Raw genomic sequence first — 19,554 nt, 5'->3', positions numbered from 1 at the left:
GGTCGTGGATCGGGGAGGGGAAAGCCATGACGACTGAAGATCCCACGACCACGCTGCTGCGGTTGCGCGCGAGCATCGACAACGTCGACGCGGCGCTGGTCTTCCTTCTGGCCGAGCGCTTCCGCTGCACTCAACAGGTCGGCGAGTTGAAGGCCGCTCACGGGATGCCGGCCTCCGACCCCGGACGCGAGGAGCAGCAGATCGCGCGCCTGAAGCGACTGGCCGAGGAGGCCGACCTCGATCCCGAGTTCGCCGAGAAGTGGTTCAACTTCGTCGTCGCCGAGGTGATCCGCCACCACACCGCGGCGGGCGCTGTGCGCGGAGGGCGCTGACATGGGCGATCGGCTCGACATCGGCACCCTCCTCGAGGCCGCGGACCCCACCCCCGCGCAGGTGCTCGCGCGCAAGCTCAATCGGCACACCTTCTGGTGCGGGCAGAGCGGGTCGGGCAAGACCTACGCCCTCGGTGTGCTGCTCGAGCGCGTCATCCTCCACACTCGCCTGCCCCTGGTCATCCTGGATCCGAACTCCGACTTCGTCGGCCTCGGCACGGTGCGGGAGGGAGTGGATGACGCGGTGCGCGCCGCCTGGGACGAGCGCGACATCCGCGTGTTCCGCCCGGGGCGCGACCGCCCCGACGCCTTGCAGGCACGATTCCTCGACATGCCGTGGCGCTCGCGCGCGGCGCTGCTCGAGCTCGATCCGGTTCGGGACGCGGAGGACTTCAACGCCCTGCTCAAGCTCGAGGAAGAGCTCGACGTCATCCGCCGCGGGAGCCTCGTCGCACATCTGCGGTCGGGCGACGATCCTGCGCGTCACCGCCTCGCGACCCGGCTCGAGAACCTCGGCCTCGGCGGCTGGGGCCTGTGGGCCTGGCGCGGCCGGAGCGTCACTGACGACATCCGCGAGCAGCCCGACGCGACGGTACTCGACCTCGGCGGCTTCCCCACGCGGGCCGAGATGCTCGCGGCGGCGCTCGCCGTGCTCGATCACCTGTGGGAGCACCGCACCGACCGGGTGGGCCGCCTGATCGTCATCGACGAGGCCCACAACCTCGTGCAGCCGAACCCGATGACCCCGGTGGAGCGCGAGCTCACCGAGCGCATCGTGCAGATTGCCGCCGAGGGCCGCAAGTACGGCCTGTGGCTGCTGCTGTCGACCCAGCGCCCCTCGAAGGTGCACCCCAACGCGCTGTCGCAGTGCGACAACCTCGCCCTCATGCGCATGAGCTCCCCGCGGGATCTGGCCGAGCTCGGCGAGGTCTTCGGGTACGCACCGGCGGCGCTCGTCGAGCGCTCGCCGCTGTTCGCGCAGGGGCAAGCGCTCTTCGCGGGCGGTTTCGTCGAGACGGCCGGGCTGGTGCAGATGGGCGGGCGGCTGACCGTCGAGGGCGGGAGCGACGTGGCGGTGCCCATCCGGTGACCGGGTCCGGACCGTTTGTCAAGGGTGAAAGGGATGTCGGTGGCCCGACGTACTCTCGAACGCATGTCCGACAACACATCCGGCGCCGAGACCCTCGGTGCGACCACGTCCGACGACACCACCAACGCCGCGGAGAAGGATCCGGCCGACTGGGTCACCGGCGACGAGCCCATGACCGCTCCGCAGCGCAGCTACCTCGACACCCTCGCCCGCGAGGCGGGGGAAGAGCTGTCTGCCGATCTCAATAAGGCCGAGGCCTCGGAGCACATCGAACGGCTGCAGGAGAAGACGGGCCGCTCGCCGAGCTGACCCGCCCTCTTTCAGCGCTTCTCGCGCGGCGCGTGTGTCAGGGCGTCGCGCGGCGAAGCGTTGCGAACGCAGCCGCGCCGAGGGCAGCGGCCACAACGAGTCCCCAGGCAGCCATCCCGAGGGGTCCCTGGTCGCCGATCCACGTGAACACCTGGCCCCACGCGTTGAGTCGGCCGACGATGAACAGGGCTCCCACGAGCAGCGCCCCCAGGCCGATGAGGCTCACGGTGAAGACGGTGGGGCCGAAGCGCTTGTAGACGGTGGCGCCGGCGAAGCCGAGCGTGAACATCAGCATCGCGACGGTGAAGAAGATGAACGCGGCACCGAGCGGTCCGCCCTGCCAGATCTCGGCGGCGTAGAAGAAGTAGCCGTTGAGTCCCCACCCCTGGGTGAGGGTTTCGATCCAGCCGCCGATCACGAAGATCACCGCCAGACTCGCGGCGCTGAGCGCGGCGGTGAGATACGTGCCGAAGAAGAACTCCCGGCGCGTCACGCTCATCGCCTGCGAGAACGGGAACGTCAGGGTCAGCGCCTGCACGCCGACGACTGCGAGGTACCACAGGGGGGCTTGGGCGCCGCCGCCGTAGAAGTTCCCGGTCACTCCCGACCCTGCGAGGATCCACCAGATCGCCAGGGTCAAGACGAGGGCGCCGCCGAGGACGATGAGAGGCACCCACACATAGGTCTGCCGGTTGATCAGCTGCATCCGGACGACGCGGAGCGTGCGGTTCATCGGAGTGCTCCTTCCTCGAGCGAGGTGAATGAGCCGCTCTGTTCGGCGGCGTGCTGGGTGGTGCGGACGATGAGCTGCTGGAGCGAGACGGGAGCGACATCCAGTCCCGCCTCCGCCATGCGCGTACGATCGTCGGCCGAGAGGCGGCCGAGCACCGTCACCGAGGTCGTGCGGCCGAGGCTCTGTCGGTGGATGATCTCGCGGCCGGCGGTGAAAGCCTCCACGGCCGCCGCGTCGCCGACGATGTTCGCGGCGCGGTCGCGGATCTCGTCGGTCTCCTCGTCCATCACGATCCGACCCCGGTCGATGACCAGAACCCGGCCGAGGAGGTTCGACACCTCGTCGATCAGGTGACTGGAGAGGATGATCGTGCGCGGGTGCTCGGCATAGTCGCTGAGCAGGCGGTCGTAGAAGATCTGGCGAGCCACCGCGTCGAGTCCGAGGTACGGCTCGTCGAAGAAGGTGATCTCGGCGCGGGAGGCGAGTCCGATGATGACTCCGACCGCGGAGAGCTGACCGCGCGAGAGCTTCTTGATCGTGCGGCCCTTCAGCGGCAGCTGGAAGTCGTCGACCAGCTGATCGGCGAGGTCCTGGTCCCAGTGGGGGAAGAAGAGCCGGGCCATCCGCAGCGCGTGACGCGGGGTCGCGTCATCCGGGTACTTCTGGCTCTCGCGGACGAAGCACATGCGCTCGAGCACCCGCGCGTTCTCGTACGGGTGCTGGCCGAAGACGCGGACGGTGCCGCTGGTGGCGAAGTTCTGGGCGGTGAGGATCGACATCACCGTCGTCTTTCCCGCGCCGTTCCGGCCGAGGAGGCCGTAGATGGTGTCCTTCTCGATGGAGAAGCTGACGTCGTCGACCGCGACGGTGTCGCGGTAGCGCTTGGTCAGGTGCTCCACCTCGATCACGTGGGTCATCGTGGTGTCCTTTCGCAGCTCAGGGTTCGGTGACCGCAGCGCGGTCGTTGATCAGGGCGGTCAGGTCGGCAGGGCCCAGGCCGAGCTTGCGGGCCTCGGCGAGAAGCGGTCCGACGTAGCGGTCGGCGAAGGCCGTGCGGCGCTCGTCGAGCAGGCGCTCGCGAGCCCCTGGGGCGACGAACATGCCGATCCCGCGTCGCTTGTACAGCACGCCCTTGTCGACGAGCATGTTCACTCCTTTGGCGGCGGTGGCGGGGTTGATGCGGTGGAAGGCGGCGAGCTCGTTCGTCGACGGCGCCTGGCTCTCCTCGGTGAGGCTGCCGTCGATGATCGCGTCCTCCACGCTCTCGGCGATCTGGAGGAAGAGCGCTCTGCCTTCTTCGACCACGTCGACTCCTCACTGGTTCATTAGTTGACTAACTAACCATGCAACATGGGAGGGGCGAATGTCAACCTCCGCCGCGGCGACGGCCCGCGCGCTGGAGGCCGCCCGCCCGCTACGCCTGTCACGATCTGCTGCTGCGGGCGGCCGTTTGCGCCGGGCGAACAACGCGGGTTCGGACCGCCCCGCTTCGCCTGTCGCGCTCTGCTGCTGCGGGCGGCCGTTTGCGCCGGGTGAGCGGGGCGATGGCGAGCACGGGGGTGCGTCCGCCGTCACGGTGTGCCCCGGTCTTGCACGTGGAGGGGCAGATCGTGTCGGGGGAGCAGGATGGCTGGGAGCCAGTGTCGTGCGGGGTGGGCGAGTGGCCGCGACGACAGGCCCGGTTTGCGGGGGTGGCGCGACGGCGGGGAGGACCTCAGGCGGACGGCGCGGGCGGCGCCGCGGGAGGCGCGGTCGAGGGGCGCGCGGGAAGTTCCTGCGCGACCTTCTTCTCCAGCACCTCGATGGCGTCATCCGACAGGAGGAGGAGCCCGTCGAGGCTCCTCCCGCACGCGGCGATAGGCCAGCTGCCGCTCGGCAGGCGTCGCCGCCTCATCGATCGCCACCGAGAGGAGCTGCTGCGCGGTGTCGAGGCGCTTGCGCTCCTCGGCGCTGAAGTTGGCGTCCTTGAGCCGCCGTGCGTCGCGCTCGGCCAGGTCGAACGCGACTTCGTAGTCGGTGACCGCCTCGCGGTACTCCCGCAGCTGCTCGGGGCTGATCCGCGCCGTCGCCGACGGCGGTCGCAGCCGGTCGGCGACGCGCTTCGCGCGGAGGAACGCCGCCGTCAGCGGCTGGCGCCCGTCGCTCATCGCGGGGAAGGCGATCAGCTTGGCGACATCCAGTTCGTAATCGAGCCAGCGGGCGGTCACGTCGTCATGGATGGCGAGCAGTTGCGTGAGGGTGGCGTCGGCCGAATCGGATGCCGCGGGCCCGGCGTCGTCGTCCGCGTCACCCGCCTTCGCAGCTCGCGCCGCGACGGCGGGGATGGCGCCGGAGCGCAGGCTCGGCCTTGGCCCGCATCATCTCCAGCCGCCGCCGATGACGCCGCTCCGACGCACGGTCGAACGACTTGATGGCACCGCCGATGGCGGCGCCGATCGGGAAGATCAGCCACCAGAACATCCAGATGTTCGACCAGTCCACCCGTCATCCCCACTCGATCGTCATCCGCGCATCCCCGCAGCGCCGTCAGTCCTGGTTCCGCCGCGCTCCGCGAGAGGGAACAGGCCACACCGGAGACCCTGGAGGCTGCGGCGGTCGGCCCTCCCCCGCCTTGGGCCCGGCACCGCCGGTCGACGCCGAGTCGGGCCGCGGCGCGGCGCCCGCCGCATCCGTCCGCCCGCCCGCTCGTTCGCGATTGCGCGCGTTCGTCTCCGCGACGCGTGCGATCGCCTCGGTCCCGCGGGCGATCACGGTCTGCGCGACCGATTGGGCGAGATCGACCCAGTGGGGGTCATCCTGGCGTGAGGGGCCGTCGCCGGCTCCAGACGCCCGCCACGCTTCGCGCTCTGCGCGCTCGAACAGCTTGCCGAGGTTCTCGACGGCCGCCCGGTACTGCGCGAACTCGACGGGCGTCATGCGGGTGACGGCCGTGGGCGGGCGGAGTCGACTGGCCTCGGCGCGGGCGGCGAGGTAGGCGGCCGTCGACGGCTGACGCACATCGCTCATCGCCGGGAATGCGATGCGCTTGGCGGGATCGGTCTCGTACTCCAGCCAGCGCCCGTCGATCGCGGTGTGCGCGGCCATCAAGCGCGCCAGCGGCAGGGTGTCGGGGGTGGATTTCGCTCGCGGGATCGTCGCCCGCGCCGCCGACACCTGGATCCGGCGCAGGCGGATCTCGGCGTGTGCGGCACGAACCTCGCGCTGGGCCTGCTGCAGCCGCTGCCGGGCGAGGGTCACCTCGGATGGCGGCACGCGGTCGGCCGCTCGATCGGCCTGCGCTCGGGCGAGCTCCGCGCGCGCGACCCGCACCTCGACGCGCGAGGCGGTGACGGCGTCGCGCGCTTCGCGCAGTTCATGCCGGGCGGCGTGGAGGGCGAGATGCCGCGATCCCTTTGCGCGCTGATGGCGCAGCCCGAACCATCCGATGGTTCCAGCGCCGGCTGCCGACGCCCCGATCCACCAGAACTCGGCGATCGCCATGAGCGGGTCCACCCGGCCATGCTAGTCACGGTGGCTGGACGCGGGCCACGAGTTCCGCGGGGCGCGAGCCGCGCACGGCACCCGGGAGGATATCGGCCCACCGGAGGGTGAGTCGTCGCTCCGCGTCATCCGGCGTGCAGATCTCCTCCGGCGTGCGGCGTGCGGCGGGCGTGCGGCGCGAGCAGTCCGACGGCAGGCGTCAGCCGAAGAGCAGCGACAGCACCGTCGCGCCGCCCCCGACGAGGATGAGCGAAAGGATGACGACCCACGCCACCGCCTTGATCCGGCGCTGGCGCGCGTCGCTGTACATGGCGAAATCGTCGTCGTCGCTCATCGGCTCTCCGTCCGGGGGTCTCCTCCAGTCTAAGGAGCGCTCCGCGGCATCCGTTCTCGTCTCGGAGCGCGATCGCGCGACGATAGCCGACCGATCGACGGGCGTCAACGCCGCGTCGGGATCGACGCCCGCTCGATAGATTTCCCTCGACGGGGCCGAACCCGGCTCTGTCGACGAAAGGAGTGCGACATGGCGCGCATCATCGAAACCGTCGATGTCGATGTCCCGGTTTCCACGGCCTACAACCAGTGGACTCAGTTCGAGACCTTCCCCGAGTTCCTCAGCTTCGTCCAGTCGATCACCCAGCTGGATGACACCCACAACCATTGGCGCGTGAAGATCGGCAACGTCGAGCGCGAGTTCGACGCCGAGATCACCGAGCAGCACCCCGACGAGCGCGTCGCGTGGCGCAGCACCGGCGGTGAGGATCACGCCGGCGTGGTGACCTTCCACAAGCTCAGCGACACCGAGACGCGCGTCACGGTGCAGCTGGACTGGGAGCCGCAGGGCTTCGTCGAGCACGTCGGGGATGCCCTCGGCATCGACGACCGCTCGGTCAAGAAGGACCTGAAGAACTTCAAGACGTTCATCGAGTCGCGCGGGGGCGAGACCGGCGCATGGCGCGGTGACGTGCAGTCCTGATCCAGGTCTGCAGGCGGGGGCCGGAAGAGCCGGGGGCGGGATGCTCCCGGCTCTTCGACGTTCGCGGTGCGTCACCAGCGGTGCGTCACCGTAGGTGCGTCACCCCGCGACGGGCTCCGTGATCGTGGGGCCGAAGGCGTCGGGGAGCGTTGCGCGGGAGATCGTTCCGAGCTCGGGCACCGGCACGGAGAACAGTCCCTGCACTTCCAGCTCGGCCTCACCCTGGGCGGGCGCGTCGGTCACGCCGATGCGCAGCACCGGGTAGCCGCGACCCTCGCAGAGCCCGCGGAACTTGACGTCGTCCTCGCGGGGTACCGACACGAGCACGCGTCCGGTGGACTCCGAGAAGAGAGCGGATGCCGCGTCGACGCTGTCTCGCTCCATGATCTCCGTCAGCCACACCCGGGCTCCGACTCCGAACCGCAGCACCGAGTCGGCGAGAGCCTGTGCGAGACCGCCGGTCGAGAGGTCGTGGGCGCTGGAGACGAGCCCCTGCTGCGAAGCCGCGTGGAGAAGTTCGGCGAGCCGTCTCTCCTGAGGGAGGTCGACCTCCGGGGGGCGGCCACCGAGGTGCTCGTGTACGGTCTCGGCCCATGCCGATCCGCTGAGCTCGGTCGAGGTCACCCCGAGGAGGTAGATGTTCTCGCCGGCATCCTGCCACCCCGACGGGATGCGGCGGGCGACGTCGTCGATGATGCCGAGCACGCCCACCACCGGGGTGGGGTGGATCGGCTGGTCACCGGTCTGGTTGTAGAACGACACGTTGCCGCCTGTGACCGGGACGCCGAGCTCGAGGCATCCGTCGGCCAGCCCCTCGACCGCGCGTGAGAACTGCCACATCACTTCGGGGTTCTCCGGGCTGCCGAAGTTCAGGCAGTCGGTGACCGCGGTCGGTTCGGCGCCGGTGACGGCGACGTTCCGGTACGCCTCGGCGAGGGCGAGCTTGGCACCCTCGTAGGGGTCGAGCTGGCAGTAGCGGCCGTTGCAGTCGGTCGCGATGGCGAACCCGAGGCCCGACCGCTCGTCGACGCGGACCATGCCGGCGTCATCGGGGAACGACAGCGCGGTATTGCCCATGACGTAGTAGTCGTACTGGTTCGTGACCCACGACGGATCGGCCAGGTTGGGGCTGCCGACCAGCGCGAGGAACTGCTCTCGCAGGCTCGCGGGGTCGTTCTGGCGGGGGAGGGCCTCGGCGGAGTCATCCCGCAGTGCGTCGATCCACGTCGGGTAGGCGACCGGGCGCTCGTACACCGGGCCGTCGACGGCCACCGTCGAGGGATCGACGTTGACGATCTCCTCGCCGTGCCAGAAGATCTGCAGGCGTCCGTCGCCGGTGACCTCGCCGAGGACGCTCGTCTCGACGTCCCACTTGGTGGTCACCGCGAGGAAGGCGTCGAGCTTGTCGGGGGCGACGATCGCCATCATCCGCTCCTGGCTCTCGCTCATGAGGATCTCCTCCGGCGTGAGCGTGGGGTCGCGCAGCAGCACCTTCTCGAGGTCGACGCGCATGCCCGAGCCGCCGTTGGCGGCGAGCTCGCTCGTCGCGCAGGAGATGCCGGCGGCGCCGAGGTCCTGGATGGCCTCCACGAGCTCGTCGCGGTAGAGCTCCAGGCAGCACTCGATGAGCACCTTCTCGGCGAACGGGTCGCCGACCTGCACCGCGGGGCGCTTGGTCGGGCCGCTCGCGTCGAAGGAGTCCGATGCGAGGATGGATGCTCCGCCGATGCCGTCTCCGCCGGTGCGCGCGCCGAACAGCACGACCCTATTGCCCGCGCCGCTGGCGTTGGCGAGCTTCAGATCCTCGTGGCGGAGCACGCCGACCGCGAGGGCATTGACGAGCGGGTTGCCCTGGTAGACGCGGTCGAAGACCGTTTCGCCGCCGATGTTCGGAAGGCCCAGGCAGTTGGCGTAGAAGGAGATGCCGCTGACCACGCCGTGCACCACCCGCGCAGTGTCGGGGTCGTCGATCGCGCCGAAGCGGAGCTGGTCCATGACGGCGACCGGGCGGGCCCCCATCGAGATGATGTCGCGGACGATGCCGCCGACGCCGGTCGCGGCGCCCTGGAAGGGTTCGATGTAGCTGGGGTGGTTGTGCGACTCGACCTTGAAGGTGACCGCCCAGCCCTCGCCGATGTCGACGACGCCCGCGTTCTGACCCATGCCGACCATGAGGCGCTTGTTCATCTCGTCGGAGACCTTCTGGCCGAACTGGCGCAGGTAGATCTTCGACGACTTGTAGGAGCAGTGCTCGCTCCACATCACCGAGTACATCGCCAGCTCGCCGCTCGTAGGTCGACGGCCGAGGATGTCGCGGATGCGCTCGTACTCGTCGGGCTTCAAACCCAGCGCGGCGAACGGCTGCTCTCGCTCGGGCGTAGCGAGCGCGTTCGAGACGGTGTCTGCCAGGGAAGTGGAGGGGGTGGTCACGCGGCTGAACTCCTGGAGATCGCGGGGCGCCGGACGCGATCAGTCTAGTTGTGCCCCCGACATGGCTCGCGAGCGGATCGGCCGGAGCGTAGGGTCGCCCCATGCTCATCGTCGGATCCATCGTCATCCGCGTCGACGACCTCGACGCGCAGACGGCGTTCTGGACGCAGGCTCTCGACTACGAGGTGCGGGAGCCGAGGGATGATGACTTCGCGCTGCTGCGGCCGCGGAGCGGGACGGGGCCGAACGTGTCCCTCGATGCGGTGCCGGCACCCCGTACGCTTCCACCCAGGATCCACCTCGACCTCTACGCCGAAGACCAGCAGGCCGAAGTGGCGCGGCTCATCGCCCTCGGTGCGCGCGTGGTGCCCTGGGACCGGATGCCGGAGGACGCGGACTTCGTGATCATGGAAGACCCCGAGGGCGTCCGGTTCTGCGTCATCGACGCGAGAGATCAGCTCTCCAGCACGAAGCCCGCGTGATGCAGCTGACCGCCGTGGAACTGCCCGAACGCCCAGAATCCCGAGTCGTCGAGGTAGGTGATCCGCGCTCCGTCGATCCAGAACTGCCCGGTCCAGGCGTCTCGGCGGCCGCCGCGGGTCTCGCTGTACCGGCCGTCCGCGGTCAGATACTGCGTCATGTCGCGGCGCGGGTCGGTCCACGCCGTGAGGCGCGGATCGCTGGGGCTCAGGTCGGTGCCCGCCGGCCGAAGTGAATGACCGTCCCGGACGATCACCGAACCGTCGACGACGACCGCGCGAAGTCGGTCCGGGCGGACGACGAGCATGTGCCGGATCTCGTCGGAGCCGACCCTGTCGTCGATGACGGCGAAGGTCGCCGGATGCCCGGGGATGAGGTCGAACGCGTCCGAGGCGGGTGGCTCAGGTGAGCCGAACACCGTGTCGACGAAGAGCGGCACGATCGAGGCGCCGCGGCCGTCGACGACTGCCGAATCAGCTGCCGGGTCTCCCTCGGCGGTGATCATCGAGCCGCGAACGAAGAGGTCGCCGACGGCGGTGTCGGTGGGCGTCCGCTGAAGGATGGCACCGGTGACGATGAGGTCGGTCATCCCAGGGATGCTACGGCTCGGCGCACGGGTTGCGACGACCGATGAGGGCAGCGCCGACCGTATGGGAATGATTCTCACGGGTGTGCGTTATTACGCATCGATCGGTGCATAAATGGGTGCCGATGACGTGATACCGGGGGGCTGACCGCATCCTCCGAGAACAAGGCCCCACAAGGGCGAAGAGAAAGAAGTGATCCATGTCCAGCCCGTACGAAGGGTTTCAAGCCTTCGTCGACCAACTTCCTGAGTTCCTCCAGCCGCTGCTCGTCGCTCTCCTCGGGATGATCCCCTATGTGGAGGGTGAGGGGTCTGCAGCGATCGGCATTCTCGGCGGCATCCATCCCGTCGTTGCCGCGCTCGCCGGTATCGTCGGCAATCTCCTGAGTGTGGTTCTCGTCGTCCTGCTCGGCTCGCGTGTCCGCGAGTCGGTGGTCGCCCGCCGAGCCGCGAGGACATCGGCCGCTGCCACAGCGCCGCGGACCAGCACGAGCTCGACGATGGTGATGGAACGCCCGACGGCCACCGACACCGACACCGACACTGAGGGCGATTCTCGACGGGCGAAAGGCCGCCGTCGCCTGCAGCGGTGGCTGGTCCGGTTCGGCGTACCGGGCGCGAGCATCATCGCGCCGTTCGCGCTGCCGACCCAGCTGACCGCAGCGTTCTTCGTCGCCTCCGGGGTCAAGAAGGGGTGGGTGATCCTCTGGCAGGCCGTCGCGATCGTGCTGTGGACGGGGCTCGTCGCCGCCGCGGCACTGGGAGTCGTCAACCTCTTCGGTTGGCAGTGATCGCCTGAGGGGATCACGCCGGCATGAAATCCACGACGCTCGCGCTCGGAGTGAACTCCCGAGCGCGAGCGTCGTCGTCGTTGTCCGACGGTTCTCTCCGACGAGAGGTTTAGGTTGATCACATGGAGCAGACGAGGCGCGGTCGTCCTCGATCCTTCGACTCCGATGCCGCTCTGGAGAAGGCGCTCGTCGTGTTCTGGGAGCACGGATACGAAGGTGCGAGCCTCGCTCTTCTCACCGAGGCCATGGGCATCTCGCGAAAGAGCATGTATGCCGCATTCGGGAACAAGGAAGACCTGTTCCTGAAGGTCCTGCAGCTCTACGAGAAGGGGCCGGGCTCCTACGCCCGGGAGTCGGTCGCCGCGCTCACCGCGAGGGAGGTGGCACGCGCGTATCTCGACGGGGCCGTGCGGGCCGGTACGCAGCCCGGCCGACCATCCGGATGCTTCGGGGTGCGCGCGGCTCTCGCCGTGGGCGTGACCGGCGAGACGGCGCAGGGCATCCTCACAACGTGGCGCGCCAGGACTCGATCCGATCTTCGCGACCGTTTTCGGCGTGCCATCGGCGAGGGGGATCTTCCGGCTGACGCCGATCCGGACCTGATCGCCCGATATCTCACGGCGGTGGCCGATGGGGTATCCGTCGAGGCGGCCGGCGGAGCGCCGGCGGAAGACCTGCAGCGGGTCGTCGACGCGGCGCTCCTGAACTGGCCGCCGAGCTGACCTGTCAACGCCGCCGGGGTTCACCGCGCGAGCGGATAGCGTAAGGGCGGGTGCTCTGAGTGGTCGGGAAAGATGCTCAGGCGAGAGGGAGAAGCGCATATGTCGGTAGGGCTGCTCGCCGTCGTCGATGACATCCTCACTGCGGCGCTGAAGGCGAGTGCCAAGACCGCGGGCGTCGTCATCGACGATGCCGCCGTGACGCCGCAGTACGTCCAGGGCATCACCCCCGCGCGCGAGCTGCCGGTCGTGTGGAAGATCGCGCTGGGGAGCCTGGTCAACAAGTTCGTCATCATCATCCCGATAGCGCTGCTGCTGACCGCCTTCGCGCCGTGGGTGCTGCCGTACCTCCTCATCATCGGCGGCGGCTTCCTCTGCTACGAGGGCGCCGAGAAGGTGCTCGAGTGGTTCGGCGCACACCACGAGACCGAGGAAGACGAACCGCGAGACGAGAAGAAGCTCGTGTTCGGCGCGATCCGCACGGATCTGATCCTCAGCACCGAGATCATGCTCATCGCCCTGACGAACCTCGATCCCGATTTCGGACTGGGCATGACCCTCGCCTCGCTCGCGGTCATCGGGCTCGGCATGACCGCTCTCGTCTACGGCGCCGTCGCGCTGCTGGTCAAGATCGACGACATCGGGCTCCGGCTGATGAAGAGTCCCTCGCGCCGCGTCCGTCGCACCGGCGCTCGTGTCGTCGCCTCCATGCCCGCGGTGTTCCGCGTGATCAGCGTGGTCGGCACGGTCGCGATGCTCTGGGTCGGCGGTCACCTCGTCATCACCAACCTGGCCGAGACGTTCTGGCACGGACCCTACGATCTCCTCCACGCGATCACCCATCTGGTGGAGGCGGCGGGCCCGGTCGCGGTCTGGATCGTCGACACGGCAGTCTCCGCCGTTTTCGGCCTGGTTGTGGGTCTCCTCATCGTCGGCGTGGTGATGGGTGTCCGTCGGCTCCTGCCCTCGTCGCGACGAGAGCGCGCACACCACGGGGCCGCGTCGTCGGAGTGATCCGCCGACGACTCTGTGGTCCGCCGCTCCGGCCCGCTTCAGCCGCGCTTCAGGACATCCCGCGAGACTGTTCGAGATGCGAATTCTGGTAGTCGATGACGAGGTGCGACTGGCCGACGGCGTGCGCCGCGGCTTGGAGGCCGAAGGCTTCGCCGTCGATGTCGCGCACAACGGAGTCGACGGTCTGTGGCGTGCGCGCAACGCGCGCTACGACGCGATCGTACTCGACCTGATGATGCCCGGGATGAGCGGCTGGAAGGTGTGCGAAGCGCTGCGCGCCGAGGAGAACTGGACGCCGGTGCTCATGCTGACCGCGAAAGACGGCGAATGGGACCAGGTGGAGGCCTTCGACACCGGCGGGGATGACTACGTCACCAAGCCGTTCTCGTTCGCCGTGCTGGTGGCGCGCCTTCGCGCTCTGATCCGCCGGGGCGGAGTGGAGCGGCCCGTGGTCTGGGAGGCGGGAGATCTGCGGGTCGACTCGAGCGCGCGCCGGGTCTGGCGAGGTGAGACCGCCATCGAGCTCACCGCGCGGGAGTTCTCGGTGCTGGAGTACCTGATCCGCCGCCGCGGACAGGTGGTGTCGAAGCGTGACCTCATCGCTGGAGTCTGGGACGACGACTTCGACGGCGACCCGAACATCGTCGAGGTGTACGTCGGGCACCTGCGGCGCAAACTCGACCGGCCCTTCGGCCGCGAGACCATCGAGACCGTCCGTGGCGCCGGTTACAGACTGGCGGCGGACGGTGGGTAGGCCGGCCTGGCGCTCGGTGCGCGCCCGGACCACCCTGGCCGCAACGGTGGTCGTGGCCGTCGTGCTCATCGTGGGGGCGGTGGGGTTCTTCCAGGTGCTCCGCACGAGCGTCTCGGCCGCGTCGGAGCGAGCCGCCACCATCCGGTCGGAAGAGCTCGCCGATCGGGTCGAGGAGGGGGGCAACGGCGTCGTGACGGCTCTGGACGAAGAGATCGTTCAGATCGTCGCTGCCGATGGCCGGGTCGTGGCCGCCAGCGAGGAGGCCGAAGGGGAGATCCTGCCTCTCTCCGACGACCCCGGGGTGGCATCGATCGACGACGACCCGGTGCTGTTCGTCTCGGAGGATCTGGACGATGATCTCGTGCTGGTGGTCGGCGTGCCGATCGACGACGACACCGAGACGCTCGGCACGGTCGCGCTGCTGCTGGGGATCGCGGTGCCGCTGATCCTCGGATTGGTGGCGGCGACGACGTGGTTCGTGGTGGGCCGGGCCCTCCGTCCGGTTGCGCGGATACAGGCGCAGGTGGCCGGCATCACGGCCGACCGTCTCGATCAGCGCGTGCCCGTGCCGGATTCCGGCGACGAGATCGCCGCGCTGGCGGCGACGATGAACGGCATGCTCGACCGGCTCGACGCGTCCGCTCAGGCACAGCGCCGGTTCATCTCCGACGCCTCTCACGAGCTCCGGTCGCCGCTATCGACGATCCGCCAGCACGCCGAACTCGCGCAGACCCATCCCCAGGCGATGTCGATGGCCGAGCTCGCTGACGTGGTGCACGAGGAGGGGCTGCGGTTGCAGGGTCTCGTCGATGCACTGCTCCTTCTCGCACGGCTCGACGAGGCACCCGCCACGTCCGGGCAGCCGATCGATCTCGACGACCTCGCCCTGGCGGAGGCCGTGCGATTGCGAGCAGCGGGACATCAGGTGGATGCCGCGGGTGTGGGCGCTGCGCGGGTGCAGGGCGACCCTCGACTGCTGGCGCAGCTCGTGCGCAATCTCGCCGATAACGCCGCGCGGCACGCGCGCGGGCGGATCGCGCTCTCGGTGGAGCAGCGCGGTTCTCACGCGACCCTGATGGTCGAGGACGACGGTGACGGGGTTCCGCCCGCCGATCGCGACCGCGTCTTCCAACGATTCGTCCGGCTCGACGAGGCGCGCGCACGTGACGACGGCGGGGCGGGCCTGGGGCTTGCGATCGTCCGCGGCATCGCGACGTCGTCGCGCGGCGACGTGACGCTCGATGAGTCGCGCTGGGGCGGCGCCCGCTTCACCGTGACCCTGCCCGCGGCATCCTGAAGAGCGATTCAGGATCCTTCAGCCTCGCTTCAGCACCCGACGGGCACGCTGACGGCATGAGCGAATCGACCCGTGACCCCCAGGCCATCCCCACTGAGCCCGCCCTCCCCGCCGACACCGCCGCCTCCGCGCCTGCGCCCACTCCCGACCGGAAGCGTCCGCGCACGCGCACGCTGCTGATCGCCGGGGGTGCCGTGTTGGGCGGCCTCCTTCTCGCCGGAGGCGGCGTCGCCGCAGGTGCCGCGATCGCCGACGCCCTCGAGGATGACGACGACGACCGCGCCGTCGTCGGTTCGACGACGAGCGACGATGACCGCACCGGTGGATCGACCGGAACCGCCGCCCCCGACATGGGCACCGACTCCGCGACCGAGCACCAGCGACCTCATCGCGGCCGCCGCTGAGGTCGCCGAAGGCGATCCGGTCGCCATCGATGCCGAGCGTGACGGCAGCTGGGATGTCGAGTTCCGCACCAGCGCGGGCGACGAGTCCGAGGTGCGCGTGAGCCCTGATGGGACGGCGATGGTCATCTCGACCGACACCTCGGACGACGACGACACGGCGCCGCAGGGCGTCCTCGACACCGCGACCGTTGACGCCCTCGTCGCAGCGGCGCTCGGCGAGACCGAGGGACGGATCACCGACCTGGAGGTGGATGACGACGCGACCTCTCCCTACGACGTGACCGTCCTCACCGACGACGCCCGCTTCATCGATCTGAACCTCGACGCCGACTTCGCCGTGCTCACGGCCAACGTCGACGACTGACGCGGCACTGCCTGACGCACCGGCCCGGGCGGAAGCCCGGGCCGGTGTGCGACGCGCCTGCTTCACCGCCACGCCTCGTTTCGCGCTGGTGGGCGAGCTGACCCTGACGCGTCAACGAGCTCCCGCCTCCGCAAGCGCGTCTGGGGCGGTGCGGGCCGCGGTGGCGATGACGTCGGCGACGGTAGGGGCCTGGGTGATGAACAGGGCGTGGCTGCCGGGGACGTTGGTGATCTCAGCCCCGATGCGGGTGGCCATGTGCTGCAGCATGGCCTGGTCGAACGCCTTGTCCTCGGTGGCGATGACGGCCCAGCTCGGCTTGTCGCGCCACGCGGCAACCGTGACCGCCTCGCCGAAGACCGCCATGTTCACCGGCACCTGGCTGTCGGCCAGAAACGCGGCATCGGCCTCGTCGAGGTCGGCGGCGAACCCGCCGCGGAACGCGTCGCGGTTGAGGTAGCCGAAGCCGTCTGGGGTGACGTCGATGACGAAGTCCGGTGTCGGAGCGAAGCCCTCGTACTGCTGCCCGCTGGTCTCCCCGACATCGGGGATGAGCGCGGACACGTAGACCAGGCCGGCGACGTTCGGGTGCACGCCGGCTTCGGTGATCACGGTGCCGCCCCAGGAGTGCCCGACGAGGATCGCAGGTCCGTCCTGCAGGTCCAAGACGCGCGTGGTGGCGGCGACGTCGTCGGCGAACGAGGTCAGCGGGTTCTGCACGATCGACACCCGGTAGCCCCGGGCGGTGAGCAGGTCGTAAACCCGGCGCCAGCCGGCTCCGTCCGCGAATGCCCCGTGAACGAGGACGACGTTCTTGATTTCTTCGTTGGTTGTCATGACTCTCTTCCTTCGAAAGGCGGCTCTTGTGAGCCCGTTGCAGGTGCACAACACCGAGGTACTGCAATATATTGCATATAGGTGCCGACCTTTAATGGAGCGTGTCATCCGGGCACCACGATCGGCAGTCTGGAACGCGTGGACGGTGGCGGCGAGCCTCGAGCGCTGGTGGCTGCCCGTGCCTGCGCGTTGCCGGGTGGTGGAGCTTGATCCTCGTCCGGGCGGCGGGCTCCGCACCGAGATGAGCGTCGATGAAGGACCGTTCGTCCCACACATCACGGGCTGCTTCCTGGACGTGGATCCTCTGGAAACCCTCGTGTTCACCACGACTCTCGCAGCCGGGTCCAGACCCGTGAAAGCTTCATGTCGGGAACGCAGCGAGATGACACTAGGTGTCACGCTGCGTGGGCGGTTTCGGGCGTTTCGAGCTGACTTTGTCGTGACACATCCCGGGCGGCCGAATCCTGCAACTGGCTCGACACGGTGTCAGGTCCCGTCCGGTTGTCCTAAATGGTGCGGAGATCTCCGCGATTGGGGTGCAGGCGGGCTTTTCGCGATGCCGAGGGCGGTCCGGCTGGGCTGGTGGTGATAGTGAGCTTCGTCGTCATGATCGTCCTCGACGAGCTTGCCGACCGAGGTGGCGCAGGCGTCTCCGCACCAGGCTTCGAGGCCTTCGCGGACCGCGAAGCCGGCATGACGAGACCCGCGATCGCGTCGGCCCACCACCACCCGAGCAGGCTGTTGAGGATGAGCCCTCCCATGACGATTTACGGTCGGTGTTCGCCACCTTCTTGTACGAGGCGGGTGCTGACGAGGAACTCGTCGACGTTCGGGAGGAGGGCGCGAACGTTGCGGTTTGCGTGGGCGCTGATTGCCTCTAGCTGCTGACGAGATGCTGTGGCATCGATGGTGAGTATTGCGTCTCCCTCGAGGCGGTGCCCGTTCCATCGGAGTCGGATGCGGTCTACGCGGTCGATTCCTTCGACGTGATCGAGGGCGTGCGCGACGCGGTCGACGAGTTCGGGCTCCACCCCGTCGAGCAGTCGTCGGCCCACGCTCCGAACGGTGCCGATGAGGAGGACGAAGATCGCGGCGGAGATGATCAACCCGACGATCGGGTCAGCGAGCGGGAAGCCCAACAGCACGCCGACTCCACCTGCAACGACGGCCAAGGATGTGAATCCATCGGTACGGGCATGGACGCCATCCGCAACCAACGCCGCAGAGCCGATGCGTTGCCCGACCCGAATGCGGTACACAGCGACGATCTCGTTGCCAAGGAACCCGATGACGCCGGCGGCGATGACCCAACCAATGTTGCCGATCGGCTGAGGGTGGATGATTCGGTCGATCGATTGCCAGGCGGCCACGATCGCGGACAGCGCGACGACGAACACGATGAACAGCCCCGCGAGGTCCTCGGCGCGGCCCAGCCCGTAGGTGTACCGGCGAGATGCTGCGCGACGGCCGAGCACGAACGCCACCCACAAGGGAACGGCGGTTAGAGCGTCGGAGAAGTTGTGGATGGTGTCCGCGAGCAAGGCCACAGAGCCGCTGAAGAGGACGACCACCGCTTGGAGGATTGTCGTCGCGAGGAGGATGAGGAGGCTGATCTTCAGCGCGCGAATGCCAGAACTGTTCGCTTCCATCGCATCGTCAACGGAGTCCGCAGCGTCATGAGAGTGGGGCACGAACAGCCCGTACACGAAACCCTTGAAGCCGGTCGGATGACGGTGATCGCTACCGTGGTCGTGGTCGTGGTCGTGGTCGTGGTCGTGGTCGTGGTCGTGGTCGTGGTCGTGGTCGTGGTCGTGCCGCGTCCGCAGATGCGCGCCGGTGCCGTCGTGCTCGTTGCCGGGTGTCATTCAGTGGCTCGATCCGCGTGGTGGTGGTGCGGAGTGCCACCCAACGAATGCTCCGCCTGGAAAATCGCGTCCGCGACCAGGCGGGAAGCGTGCTCATTCTCCAACCGGTAGAACACCTTCTGCCCCTCCTGACGAGTCGCAACAATCCGCGCAAGACGGAGCTTCGCCAAGTGCTGCGACACACCAGCCGGCGACTTGTCGACTGCCTCAGCAATGCTGTTCACCGACATCTCCTGCGCGCCCTGCAGCGCAAGGATGATCCGCACCCGCGTGGCGTCCGCCAACATCCCGAAGACCTCCACGGCGAGCTCCACATAGGAGCTGTCCGGCCGATACCCGCATTCCTGCTTATCTACGCGCATACGCAAATACTACGCCGCCACTCAACATGGGCAACAGGGGGGAAGCCACTGATGATCATCATTCCCAATTGCATAAACGTATTGCCATTCGATTATGTGAGTGTTGTGATGGTCCTATGACACGTGAGGCGGGGTTGGAAGCCACAGCGGCGCTGTTCAAGGTCCTGGGCTCCTCTTCTCGCCTCTACCTCCTGCGCTTGCTGGCCGCGGAGCCCGCCGGGGTGAGCGCGTTGGTGGAACGCAGCGAGATGTCGCAACCGCTGGTGTCGCAGCATCTTCGGACATTGCGGCAGGCGGGGATTGTGACCGTGTCACGCACGGGACGAGAAGCGGTGTATCAGCTCGCGGACCACCACATCGCGCATGTCGTCGACGACGCGATCACCCACGTCCTCGAAGAGGACCCCTCTGACAAAGGAGAGAACGATGAGCACGACTGAGATCCACGCTGAGCACACAGTGTCCGAACACGAGCACGGAACCGACTGCGGCCACGAGGCTGTTCAGCACGACGATCACGTCGACTACGTCCACGGCACGCACCACCACGCGGCGCACGGCGATCACTACGACGAGCACGAGAGCGTCGCCGAGCACACGGTTGCGGAACACGCACACGGCACGGACTGTGGTCACGAGGCTGTTCAGCACGACGACCACGTGGATTACGTGCACGATGGACACAAGCACGCCACCCACGGCGAGCACTACGACGAGCACTGACCGCCGCGGCG

27 protein-coding genes and 1 pseudogene are annotated in these 19,554 nt (G+C 68.6%); 15 read left to right on the top strand and 13 right to left on the bottom strand.

Annotated elements, in window-relative coordinates:
* Positions 1-26 precede the first annotated feature (26 nt).
* The 3 genes from QSU92_RS09040 to QSU92_RS09030 all read left to right on the top strand — a co-directional run bounded on the left by QSU92_RS09040 (position 27) and on the right by QSU92_RS09030 (position 1,731).
* Positions 27-332 carry a chorismate mutase gene (locus QSU92_RS09040; protein ID WP_289261086.1) on the top strand — a complete coding sequence of 102 codons (306 nt, stop codon included), beginning with the start codon at positions 27-29 and terminating at the stop codon, positions 330-332.
* A gap of 1 nt (position 333) precedes the next feature.
* On the top strand, positions 334-1,422 hold the full coding sequence (locus QSU92_RS09035) for an ATP-binding protein (protein WP_289261085.1): 1,089 nt from the start codon (positions 334-336) through the stop codon (positions 1,420-1,422).
* 63 nt (positions 1,423-1,485) lie between these two features.
* Positions 1,486-1,731, top strand: a complete 246-nt coding sequence (locus tag QSU92_RS09030; RefSeq protein WP_289261084.1) for a DUF3072 domain-containing protein — start codon at positions 1,486-1,488, stop codon at positions 1,729-1,731.
* A 37-nt stretch (positions 1,732-1,768) separates the two neighbouring features.
* Here QSU92_RS09030 and QSU92_RS09025 read toward each other — a convergent pair whose 3' ends face one another.
* The 7 genes from QSU92_RS09025 to QSU92_RS08995 all read right to left on the bottom strand — a co-directional run bounded on the left by QSU92_RS09025 (position 1,769) and on the right by QSU92_RS08995 (position 6,278).
* The gene (locus tag QSU92_RS09025) at positions 1,769-2,464 is read right to left on the bottom strand and encodes a hypothetical protein (RefSeq protein WP_289261083.1); all 696 of its coding nucleotides are present in this window, start codon (positions 2,462-2,464) and stop codon (positions 1,769-1,771) included.
* Entirely contained in the window at positions 2,461-3,381 is a 921-nt protein-coding gene (locus tag QSU92_RS09020) for an ABC transporter ATP-binding protein (RefSeq protein ID WP_289261082.1), read from the bottom strand. Before QSU92_RS09020 ends, QSU92_RS09025 begins: the two co-directional genes overlap by 4 nt.
* A 19-nt stretch (positions 3,382-3,400) precedes the next feature.
* Positions 3,401-3,769, bottom strand: a complete 369-nt coding sequence (locus QSU92_RS09015) for a GntR family transcriptional regulator (protein ID WP_289261081.1) — start codon at positions 3,767-3,769, stop codon at positions 3,401-3,403.
* 503 nt (positions 3,770-4,272) lie between these two features.
* Positions 4,273-4,671: a hypothetical protein gene (locus tag QSU92_RS09010; protein WP_333783417.1), complete on the bottom strand. Its 399-nt coding sequence runs from the start codon at positions 4,669-4,671 to the stop codon at positions 4,273-4,275.
* 79 nt (positions 4,672-4,750) lie between these two features.
* A complete protein-coding gene (locus QSU92_RS09005; protein ID WP_289261080.1) occupies positions 4,751-4,945 on the bottom strand; it encodes a hypothetical protein in 195 nt (64 codons plus the stop codon).
* 45 nt (positions 4,946-4,990) lie between these two features.
* Positions 4,991-5,956 (bottom strand): HlyD family secretion protein, encoded by a 966-nt coding sequence (locus tag QSU92_RS09000; RefSeq protein WP_289261079.1) that lies wholly within the window; start codon positions 5,954-5,956, stop codon positions 4,991-4,993.
* 187 nt (positions 5,957-6,143) lie between these two features.
* Positions 6,144-6,278, bottom strand: a complete 135-nt coding sequence (locus QSU92_RS08995) for a hypothetical protein (RefSeq protein WP_268815526.1) — start codon at positions 6,276-6,278, stop codon at positions 6,144-6,146.
* Between the two features lie 189 nt (positions 6,279-6,467).
* On the opposite strand from QSU92_RS08995, the gene QSU92_RS08990 reads away from it, so the two are divergent.
* Positions 6,468-6,920 carry an SRPBCC family protein gene (locus QSU92_RS08990; RefSeq protein WP_289261078.1) on the top strand — a complete coding sequence of 151 codons (453 nt, stop codon included), beginning with the start codon at positions 6,468-6,470 and terminating at the stop codon, positions 6,918-6,920.
* 99 nt (positions 6,921-7,019) lie between these two features.
* Here QSU92_RS08990 and purL read toward each other — a convergent pair whose 3' ends face one another.
* On the bottom strand, positions 7,020-9,350 hold the full coding sequence (purL, locus tag QSU92_RS08985) for a phosphoribosylformylglycinamidine synthase subunit PurL (RefSeq protein ID WP_289261077.1): 2,331 nt from the start codon (positions 9,348-9,350) through the stop codon (positions 7,020-7,022).
* A gap of 101 nt (positions 9,351-9,451) precedes the next feature.
* On the opposite strand from purL, the gene QSU92_RS08980 reads away from it, so the two are divergent.
* Complete coding sequence (locus QSU92_RS08980) at positions 9,452-9,832, top strand: VOC family protein (protein ID WP_289261076.1); 381 nt, start codon at positions 9,452-9,454, stop codon at positions 9,830-9,832.
* Here QSU92_RS08980 and QSU92_RS08975 read toward each other — a convergent pair.
* Positions 9,805-10,419, bottom strand: coding sequence for an Atu4866 domain-containing protein (locus QSU92_RS08975; RefSeq protein ID WP_289261075.1), 615 nt, complete (start codon positions 10,417-10,419; stop codon positions 9,805-9,807). The genes QSU92_RS08980 and QSU92_RS08975 overlap by 28 nt on opposite strands.
* Before the next feature lie 197 nt (positions 10,420-10,616).
* Between QSU92_RS08975 and QSU92_RS08970 the strand changes: the two genes are divergently transcribed.
* The 7 genes from QSU92_RS08970 to QSU92_RS08940 all read left to right on the top strand — a co-directional run bounded on the left by QSU92_RS08970 (position 10,617) and on the right by QSU92_RS08940 (position 15,759).
* Complete coding sequence (locus QSU92_RS08970; protein ID WP_289261074.1) at positions 10,617-11,207, top strand: small multidrug efflux protein; 591 nt, start codon at positions 10,617-10,619, stop codon at positions 11,205-11,207.
* 122 nt (positions 11,208-11,329) lie between these two features.
* Positions 11,330-11,929, top strand: coding sequence for a TetR/AcrR family transcriptional regulator (locus QSU92_RS08965; RefSeq protein WP_289261073.1), 600 nt, complete (start codon positions 11,330-11,332; stop codon positions 11,927-11,929).
* Positions 11,930-12,028: 99 nt separating this feature from the next.
* Positions 12,029-12,940, top strand: coding sequence for a DUF808 domain-containing protein (locus QSU92_RS08960; RefSeq protein WP_289261072.1), 912 nt, complete (start codon positions 12,029-12,031; stop codon positions 12,938-12,940).
* A 76-nt stretch (positions 12,941-13,016) separates the two neighbouring features.
* Positions 13,017-13,694, top strand: coding sequence for a response regulator transcription factor (locus QSU92_RS08955; RefSeq protein WP_289261071.1), 678 nt, complete (start codon positions 13,017-13,019; stop codon positions 13,692-13,694).
* Between the two features lie 16 nt (positions 13,695-13,710).
* Positions 13,711-14,991 (top strand): sensor histidine kinase, encoded by a 1,281-nt coding sequence (locus tag QSU92_RS08950; protein WP_289261070.1) that lies wholly within the window; start codon positions 13,711-13,713, stop codon positions 14,989-14,991.
* Between the two features lie 56 nt (positions 14,992-15,047).
* Positions 15,048-15,395, top strand: a complete 348-nt coding sequence (locus tag QSU92_RS08945; protein WP_289261069.1) for a hypothetical protein — start codon at positions 15,048-15,050, stop codon at positions 15,393-15,395.
* The gene (locus QSU92_RS08940) at positions 15,301-15,759 is read left to right on the top strand and encodes a hypothetical protein (RefSeq protein WP_289261068.1); all 459 of its coding nucleotides are present in this window, start codon (positions 15,301-15,303) and stop codon (positions 15,757-15,759) included. The genes QSU92_RS08945 and QSU92_RS08940 overlap by 95 nt, the downstream gene beginning before the upstream one ends.
* 111 nt (positions 15,760-15,870) lie before the next feature.
* Here the strand turns inward: QSU92_RS08940 and QSU92_RS08935 are convergent, their stop codons facing one another.
* Positions 15,871-16,593, bottom strand: a complete 723-nt coding sequence (locus QSU92_RS08935; RefSeq protein ID WP_289261067.1) for an alpha/beta fold hydrolase — start codon at positions 16,591-16,593, stop codon at positions 15,871-15,873.
* Between QSU92_RS08935 and QSU92_RS08930 the strand changes: the two genes are divergently transcribed.
* On the top strand, positions 16,592-17,182 hold the full coding sequence (locus tag QSU92_RS08930) for an SRPBCC domain-containing protein (protein WP_333783416.1): 591 nt from the start codon (positions 16,592-16,594) through the stop codon (positions 17,180-17,182). The two genes, QSU92_RS08935 and QSU92_RS08930, sit on opposite strands and share 2 nt — an antisense overlap.
* Here QSU92_RS08930 and QSU92_RS08925 read toward each other — a convergent pair.
* From QSU92_RS08925 to QSU92_RS08915, 3 genes and pseudogenes are all read right to left on the bottom strand, one after another.
* Positions 17,080-17,348, bottom strand: a pseudogene (locus tag QSU92_RS08925) (hypothetical protein); the annotation flags it as partial. The gene QSU92_RS08930 and the pseudogene QSU92_RS08925 sit on opposite strands and share 103 nt — an antisense overlap.
* A gap of 12 nt (positions 17,349-17,360) precedes the next feature.
* Complete coding sequence (locus QSU92_RS08920; RefSeq protein WP_289261066.1) at positions 17,361-18,458, bottom strand: cation diffusion facilitator family transporter; 1,098 nt, start codon at positions 18,456-18,458, stop codon at positions 17,361-17,363.
* On the bottom strand, positions 18,455-18,820 hold the full coding sequence (locus QSU92_RS08915; protein ID WP_289261065.1) for an ArsR/SmtB family transcription factor: 366 nt from the start codon (positions 18,818-18,820) through the stop codon (positions 18,455-18,457). The genes QSU92_RS08920 and QSU92_RS08915 overlap by 4 nt, the downstream gene beginning before the upstream one ends.
* 116 nt (positions 18,821-18,936) lie before the next feature.
* On the opposite strand from QSU92_RS08915, the gene QSU92_RS08910 reads away from it, so the two are divergent.
* Positions 18,937-19,260 (top strand): ArsR/SmtB family transcription factor, encoded by a 324-nt coding sequence (locus QSU92_RS08910; RefSeq protein WP_289261064.1) that lies wholly within the window; start codon positions 18,937-18,939, stop codon positions 19,258-19,260.
* Complete coding sequence (locus QSU92_RS08905; protein ID WP_289261063.1) at positions 19,247-19,543, top strand: hypothetical protein; 297 nt, start codon at positions 19,247-19,249, stop codon at positions 19,541-19,543. Before QSU92_RS08910 ends, QSU92_RS08905 begins: the two co-directional genes overlap by 14 nt.
* Positions 19,544-19,554: the final 11 nt, after the last annotated feature.

The sequence above is a fragment of the Microbacterium sp. ET2 genome, assembly GCF_030347395.1.
In the GTDB taxonomy this organism is placed as follows: Bacteria; Actinomycetota; Actinomycetes; order Actinomycetales; family Microbacteriaceae; genus Microbacterium; species Microbacterium albipurpureum.
This window is presented reverse-complemented; position numbering and strand designations above follow the sequence as displayed.